At 74.7% G+C, this 7,651-nt stretch carries 5 protein-coding genes; all 5 read right to left on the minus strand.

The genetic code is table 11. The features are described 5' to 3' along the window. Window positions 1-15 precede the first annotated feature (15 nt). A complete protein-coding gene (locus tag ABD120_RS35805) occupies window positions 16-1,359 on the minus strand; it encodes a glutamine synthetase family protein (RefSeq protein WP_343954802.1) in 1,344 nt (447 codons plus the stop codon). Next, window positions 1,356-3,155 carry an IucA/IucC family protein gene (locus ABD120_RS35810; protein WP_343954804.1) on the minus strand — a complete coding sequence of 600 codons (1,800 nt, stop codon included), beginning with the start codon at window positions 3,153-3,155 and terminating at the stop codon, window positions 1,356-1,358. The genes ABD120_RS35805 and ABD120_RS35810 overlap by 4 nt, the downstream gene beginning before the upstream one ends. Window positions 3,156-3,205: 50 nt before the next feature. Continuing rightward, a complete protein-coding gene (locus ABD120_RS35815; RefSeq protein ID WP_343954805.1) occupies window positions 3,206-4,543 on the minus strand; it encodes a lysine N(6)-hydroxylase/L-ornithine N(5)-oxygenase family protein in 1,338 nt (445 codons plus the stop codon). Further along, window positions 4,540-6,306, minus strand: a complete 1,767-nt coding sequence (locus ABD120_RS35820) for an IucA/IucC family protein (protein ID WP_343954806.1) — start codon at window positions 6,304-6,306, stop codon at window positions 4,540-4,542. The genes ABD120_RS35815 and ABD120_RS35820 overlap by 4 nt, the downstream gene beginning before the upstream one ends. Then, a partial coding sequence (locus tag ABD120_RS35825) for a pyridoxal phosphate-dependent decarboxylase family protein (protein WP_343954808.1) occupies window positions 6,303-7,651 on the minus strand: 1,349 nt, incomplete at its 5' end. The genes ABD120_RS35820 and ABD120_RS35825, both read right to left, overlap by 4 nt.

The raw sequence follows: 7,651 nt of genomic DNA on the forward strand, positions 1-7,651 counted from the left end.
CAGGGGTGACGCGTGTCACAGACGCTCGAACCCCCTCATACGCTCCCAGTCCGTGACAGCCGTCTCGAAGGCCGCCAACTCGGTCCGCGCCGCCTGGGCGTAATGGCCGACCACCGCGTCGCCGAACGCCTTCGCCGCGACCTCGCTGCGCTCCCACCGGCGCAGCGCCTCGCCCAGCGTCGTGGGCAGCCGGGGCACCGACGGATCGGCCAGCGCGTTGGCCGAGTGCGGCTCCGGCAGCGCGAGCCGGTTGTCCATGCCGTGCAGCCCGGCGGCCAGGATCGCGGCGACGGCCAGATAGGGGTTGGCGTCGCCGCCCGGCACCCGGTGCTCGATCCGCAGCGACGCGCCGGTGCCGACCACCCGGACGGGGCAGGTGCGGTTGTCCCTTCCCCAGGTGACGCCGGTGGGCGCGAACGCCCCCGGCCGCAGCCGCTTGTACGAGTTCACGTTCGGGGCCATGAGCAGCGCCAGCTCCGGCAAGCAGGCCAGCTGCCCGGCGACGAAGTGCCGCATCTGCTCCGACATGCCGTCACCGGCGCCCGGGTCGGCGAAGACCGGCGTGCCGTCTGTGCCGCGCAGCGACAGGTGAACGTGGCAGGAGTTGCCCTCACCCTCGTCGAACTTGGGCATGAACGTGAGCGCCACCTCCTCTTGGGCGGCGATCTGCTTGGTGCCGTTCTTGAAGAACACGTGCTTGTCGCAGGTCGCCATGGCCTCGTCGTACCTGAAGACGATCTCGTACTGTCCCGGATGGCACTCCGCGCGGGCGCTCTCCATGACCAGTCCGGCCTGGACCATCTCCCGCCTGACCCGCCGCACGACCGGCTCGATCCCGGCCAGGCCCTGCAGCGAGTAGTCCACGTTGTACCGGGTGCCGGGACGCAGCCCGTGGTAGCGGCGCTCCCAGGCGTCCTCGAAGCCGTCGCGGAAGACGAGGAACTCCAGCTCCGTCCCCGCGTACGCGCGCAGCCCGCGCTCGGCCAGCCGGTCGAGCTGGGCGCGCAGCACCCGGCGCGGGGCCACCTCCACCGGCTCGCCGCCCGGCCACACCGCGTCGGCGAGCACGAGCGCGGTGCCGGGATCCCACGGCAGCGGCCGCAGCGTGGCCGGGTCGGGGCGCAGCACGAAGTCGCCGAAACCGGTGTTCCACGCGTCGATGGCGTACCCCGGACCGGTGCCCATCTCGACGTCGGCGGCCAGCAGGTACACGCAGGCGCCGAACCCCCGCTCCGCCACCTCCTCCAGGAAGTACGGCACCGCCAGCCGGCTGCCCTGCACCCGGCCCTGAAGATCGGGGACGCCGACGATCACCTCCTCGATCCCGGCCGCCGGATCGCGCAGCAGGTCGTAGGTCATGGCAGTTCCTTCGCGGTGGCGAGCGGGTTGGGCACCGTGCCGTGGACGACGTCGAAGCCCTCGTCGCGCTCGGCCCGGTCGTGGAAGGCGCCGCCGAGCAACTGCTCCCGGTTGAGCGCGACCCGGTCGAACTCCGGCGCGAGCAGCCCGAACGCCGCGAACCGGCCGGCGAGTTCGGGGAAGCGGGCGTGGTAGCGCTCGATCTCGGCGCGCACCAGGCTCCAGAACTCCTCCTCCGGCAGCCCGAGGTGCGCGTCGGCGAGCGGGGCGAAGAATCGGAAGTGCCCCGCGAACACGGCGCTGAGCAGCGAGTGCGCGAGCTCGCCCGGCGGCCAGCGCAGCAGCACCGCGTCGGCCCGCGCCGACAGGCCCGCGTACTCGGGCAGGGCCTCAGGCAGCAGGTTGACGTCCTCGGCGAAGTCCTTGACGGCGATCCCGACGGGACGCTCCCCGGCGTCGTACAGGACGACGGTGTTCTCCCCGTGCGGGCAGAAGGCGACGCCGTACCGGTACAGGTAGTGCAGCAGACCGGGCAGCAGGGCGGCGAGGAACGCGGCGATCCACTCGCGGGCGCCGAGCCCGGAGCGGGCGACCAACTCGCTCACGAGCGCCCGCCCGTCGGAGCCGACCTTCAGCAGCGCGGCCATCGTCCTGGCCCGCTCGCCGTCGCGCAGCAGGCCGGTCAGCGGCTCGCGCCACACGGCGCCGAGCAGTTCGTGGTAGCGGTAGGGCGCGTCGCCGACGCTCTCGTACAGCGGATGGCGCACGGCGACGGCGGCCACCTCGCCGAGCGGATGGAAGCGCAGCTCGTCCCGCAGGTACGGGTCCCCGTCGCGGATCTCGCGCAGCCACGCGGACACGTCGGGCGCGGCCCGCGTCGGCTCGGTCGACAGACCCCGCCACACCAGCGTGTTACGGACGGCGAGCGGCAGCTTGACGTTCCTGCGCCCCGGGCGGTCGAGATTGGCCAGGGTCCGCACCGACTGCAGCGGCCGGTAGCGGTCGGGCGCCTCGCCGAGCCGGACGATCCGGCCGTCGGCGAGGTACGGCGCGAACAGCGGCTCGACGGCCTCGTCCCAGTGGAAGGGGTGGACGGGCAGCCACACGTAGGCGGACGGGTCCTCCAGCCGGTCGGCGAAGCGCCGCCTGGTCTCCTCGTCGAGCTCTTCGGCCAGCAGCGTCGTGGCGTCGAGGCCGGGCACGCCGGAGTACTCGGCCAGCGAGGTGTGCACGGCCGCCCACACCACCCGTACGGCACCGGCCGCCTCCGGCGCGTAGGCGGCCGCGTCCGAGGCGGAGAAGCCGAGCCTGCCCTTGTTGAGCAGCATGCACGGGTGCCCGTCCTGGTGCGCTTCGAGCTCCAGGTGATCGAGGTCGGCCAGTTCGGCGGCGGTGAGCGCGCGGGCGATGAGCTCGGCCTCGGCCCGCCGGGTGGCGGTGAGCTCACGCAGCACCTCGGCGGTGGTGGGCCCGTCCCACCCGAGGGCGGCCCTCGCGTCGAGCAGCAGCCGCTCCGGCCCGTCCGCGTCCGAGGGGCCGGCATGGGACCCGGCGGGAGACAGGGCGGGAGACAGGGCGGGTTCGCGCCGGAGGGTGCCGTCCAGCACCCGCCAGGTCCCGAAGGTGCCGCGCGCCGCCCGGAACCTCCAGCGCGCGCCGTCGCCGAACTCCAGCCGGTAGGCGTCCGGCCCGGCCTGCGGGTCCGGCTCGGGGCTCAGCAGTTCCTCATAGGCGAACTCCTCGACGGCCTTGGTGAGCAGGCGGCGTCCGGCGAGCAGCCAGGCGTCTCGGTTCATCGATGGCTCTCCTCGAAGTGGGTGGTCAGGGACTCGCGCCGAGGCGCGGCTCACCGGAGCGAGCCGACCGAGGGCCGCGCGCGGGCGGCCTCCGGCGTGCGCGGCGCCCCGAAGGACGTCCACGCCACCTTGTCGGGGACGGGCAGCACGACGTGCCCGGCGGCCGCGTTGAGGATCGTCGCCGCCCGCCACGCGCCGAGCGTGAGGTCGGGGGCGCCGACGCCGTGGGTGTGCAACTCGGCGTTCTGGACGAACAGCCCGCCCGACACCCTCGGGTCGAGCGCGACCCGGTACTGCCCGTCCACCTGGTAGCGGCCCTTGGCGTCCCAGTCGACGAGGTCGGCGAGCGGTTCCAGGAAGGCGGGGCGGGCGGCGGCGTACCCGGTGGCCGCCACGACGGCCGAGGTGCGGATCTCGAAGCCCGCCTCCTGCGGGGCATGGCGGCAGGTGAGGGCGTAGCCGTCCGTGTCGGCGCGGGCGGACACGACCTCCACGCCCGGATGCAGCGCGGCGGGCGGCTCGCCGCCGCCGATGGTGCGCTCGTACAGCTCGTCGTGGATGTCGGCCAGCGTCTCCGCGCTGACCCCCTTGTAGAGCTGCCACTGCTCGCGCACGAGCCGCTCGCGCTCGGCCTCCGGCAGCGCGCGGAAGTAGCCGATGTAGTCGGGGGTGAAGTGCTCCAGGCCGAGCTTCGAGTACTCCATGGGCGCGAACGCCGGGGTGCGGGCCAGCCAGCGCACGTACGGCCCGCCCGCCCGCAGCAGGTCCAGCACCACCTCGGCGCCCGACTGCCCGGCGCCGACCACCGTGACGTCGGCGGCGGAGCGCAGCCGGTCGCGGTGGGCGAGATAGTCGGCGCTGTGCAGCACCGGGCCGGGGGAGGACCGCGACAGCAGCGGGCGCAGCGGCGCGGGGACGACCGGCTCCGTCCCCACCCCGAGCACCACCTGGCGGGCCAGCACCGTCGCGGTGGTGCCCGCCGACCGGTAGGTGAGCGCGAACGCCCCGGCCGCCTCGTCCCACGACAGCGCGCTCACCTCGGCGCCGAACCGGCACGAGCGCAGCCCTTCGGCTGCCCACCGGCAGTAGTGGTCGTACTCCCGTCGCGGGATGTGGAAGCGCTCGGAGAAGAAGAACGGGAACATCCGGTCGTGGTGGCGCAGATAGTTGAGGTACGACCAGGGGCTGGTCGGCTCCACCATGGTGACCAGGTCGGCGAGGAACGGCACCTGGAGGACGGTCCCCTCCATGAGCAGCCCCGGATGCCACGAGAACGCGGGCCTGCGGTCCAGGAACAGCGTGCGCAGTCCGGGCACGCCGTCGCACAGCGCGGCCAGGGACAGGTTGAACGGGCCGATGCCCACTCCGACCAGGTCGTACGTGCTCACCGCTGCACCTCCGCGAGAGGGTTGGGAAAGTCGAAGTACACGGACTGGGTGTGCACGTCGCCGACGAGCTCGTCGAGTCCGTCCACACAGGTCAGGAAGTTGCCCTTGCAGCGCAGCGCGGGCGCGTCGAGCAGCCGTTCCAGCAGGCCCTTCGCGCCGGGCTCGGCCGTCCGCAGGCGCTCCAGCGCGGCCCGCAGCACCCGCAGCAGGCCGACCTCGTCGGCCAGCCCCAGCGCCCCGAAGGCGCCCACCAGGCCGAGCAGGTTGTTGACGCCCAGGTAGTAGGCGACCCGCTCGTCCACGAAGTCGTCGTCGAAGACCAACTCCAGGCCGTCCGACAGACCGGGCAGCAGCCGGTCCAGCTCATCGGCCCGGGAGGCGGCCACGTAGTAGCCCTGGCTGTCCCGGTACCAGCCGGCCGAGGGCAGGCCGGTGCCGTCCAGGCTCACCAGGGTGTTCTGGTGGTGGGGCTCCAGCGCGACGCCGTACCTGGCCTGGAGCCTGATCAGCGGGACGGCCAGCACGTCGAGGTAGCGCTCCAGCCAGCGGGCGCAGGCGTCGGCGGCCGACAGCCGGTGGATGCGGCAGACGCGCGCCACGGCGGCCGACAGCAGCGCGCGGTGCCTCGGCGGCGTGCCGTCGCCGGGGCCGGTGCGCTCGGCCAGCAGCCCGGCCACGCACCTGCCGTCACCGGGTCCGCCGCCGAAGGGGTTGTCGCGGATGGCCGTCTCCAGGCCGGTCTCGGCTCCGCTCGCGCCCGCCGACACCCACGCGTGGTCGCGCAGGATCGTGAAGCGCGGATGCTCGGCCCGCAGCCAGTCGCCGACCCCGGTGGCCAGCAGCCGGGCGGCCCTGACGCCGAGGCTCATCTCGGAGCGCAGGTTGTTGCGCCGCGAATTGGTGATCTTCATGCCGAGGGAGAGTTTCAGCATCGCCGCCTGCGGCCGGTACACGGTCCGCAGCGAGGAGGTCGGGTACCAGGCCGGTCCCGAGGGGCCGAGCGGGCGCAGCAGACCCGCCTCGACCAGCGCCGCCACCTCGGGGCGGGCCAGCACCTCCCGTGCCTGCCACGGGTGCGCCGGGATCGGCACCGTCCCCTCGGGCGCGTCCACGCCCTCGGCCAGTTCGCGCAGCAGGCCGGCCGGGTCGCGCCCGTCGGCGCTCTCCCCGGCGAGCACGGCCGGGTCGGCGGCGAACCAGTGCAGCCGGAAGGCGCCCCGCAGCTCCGGCGAGTAGGCGCCGACCTCGCCGTCCGACGCCTCCTGCCTGCTCTTGGGCGCGGGATGGAACGGGTGCCCCAGCAGCAGCGCCTGCTCGGCCTCAAGGAACGGCTCCGGCCGCCGGCCGTCCGGCTCCGCCCGCCGCCGCGCCAGATGCGTGCCGGTACGGCGGGCCGAGTCCAGCACCCGGGCGACCGCGTCCGATCCGAGGTGGTGGGGCAGGCGGCGCCGTACGACGGACTCGCGCACGGCGGCGGTGGCCACCAGCGCGGCCCCCGCCGGGTCGTCGCCGACGCGCGGCTCGCCGAAGCGGTGCCAGCCCGTCGCCGACCGGTGGCGCACCGGCACGCGCAGCCGTACCCCGCTCGCCGGGAAGTCCAGCGTCAGCTCCTCGCCCTCGGAGGGGACCGGGATCGCGTTCTCGCGCACGTACGCCCGCAGCAGCGCCTCCGTCGCCGCCGCCTCGCCCGCCCGGTGGGGGTCGGAGAAGTCGAGGGGGTCGGGCCAGGGTCCGCTCTCAGTCATGTTCACAGTGACGTTCACCGGGACTTCTCCTCGGCCTCGCCCGCCGCGACGACCAGGTCCACGAGCCGCTCCACGTCGGCGGCGCGCGCGTGCGGGTTGAGCAGGGTGAGCTTGAGCCGTACGCGGCCGGGCCCCTCACCGGGCAGTTCGGTGCGCCCGACGACGGCGAGCCCCTCGCGCAGCAGGCGGCGGCGCAGCCCGGCGTTGACCGTGTCGATCAGCTCCGGGTCCGCCGGGTTCGGGCCGGCCGGGACGTACCGGAACAGGAACGCCGTCAGCACCGGGCCGGCGTGCAGCTCCAGCCGGGGATGGGCGGCGACGGCCGCCGCCCCGGCCAGTGCCAGCTCGTGGCAGGCGTCCACCAGGCGGCCCAGGCCCGCCCGGCCGAGGGCCGCGAGCGTTACGGCGATCTTGAAGGCGTCCGGCCGCCGCGTCGTGCGCAGGGACAGCCCGAGCAGGCTCGTGTAGCCGGCCTCCTCGTCGTCGGCCGGGTTGAGGTAGACCGCGCGGCGTTCCAGCGACGCGTACGTCTCGGCCCGCCGTACCAGGAAGACGCCCGCCGCGACGGGCTGCCAGCCCAGCTTGTGCCAGTCGAGGGACAGCGAGTCCGCGCGGTCGAGGCCCGCCAGCAGCGGGGCCAGCCGGTCCGACAGCAGCGCGCCGCCCCCGTAGGCGGCGTCCACGTGCAGCCAGGCCCCGTACCGGGCGGCCAGGTCGGCGCAGTCGGTGAGCGGGTCGACGGCGCCGGTGTCGGTGGTGCCCGCCGTGGCGACGACCGCCATCGGCAGCTCGCCGCGCCGTACGCAGTCGCTCATCGCGGTGGCCAGCGCCTTCGGCTTCATCCGCAGCTCGTGATCCACGGGAACGGTCACGACCGCGTCCTCGCCCAGGCCGAGCAGCGCGGCGGCCCGCCGTACCGAGAAATGGGCGGCCGAGGAGGCGAAGATCCGCGCCCGGGGCACGTCCGTGAGCCCGCTGTGCTCGATCCGGCGGCCGGCGGCCGGGCCCAGTACCCGGTCCCTGGCCAGCATCAGGCCCATGAGGTTGGACTCGGTGCCGCCCGAGGTGAACACCCCCGCAGCCGACGGCGGATAGCCCGCCATCCCGGCCAGTTCGGCCAGCAGCAGGCTCTCCAGGACGGTGGTCGCGGGCGCCTGGTCCCAGGAGTCCTGCGACGGGTTCAGCGCGGAGACGGCCAGATCGGCGGCCACCGCCACGGCGAGCGGCGGGCAGTGCAGGTGCGCGGCGCACGCCGGGTCCGCCGGGTCGGCGCTGCCGTGGGCGACGGCCTCGGTGAGGCGCCGCAGGGCGTCGCCGCCCGGTTCCTCCAGGGCGGCGGCCACGGCGGCGGACAGCTCCTGCG

Origin of the sequence: Nonomuraea longicatena, from assembly GCF_039525605.1 — a bacterium.
Classification (GTDB): Bacteria; Actinomycetota; Actinomycetes; order Streptosporangiales; family Streptosporangiaceae; genus Nonomuraea; species Nonomuraea longicatena.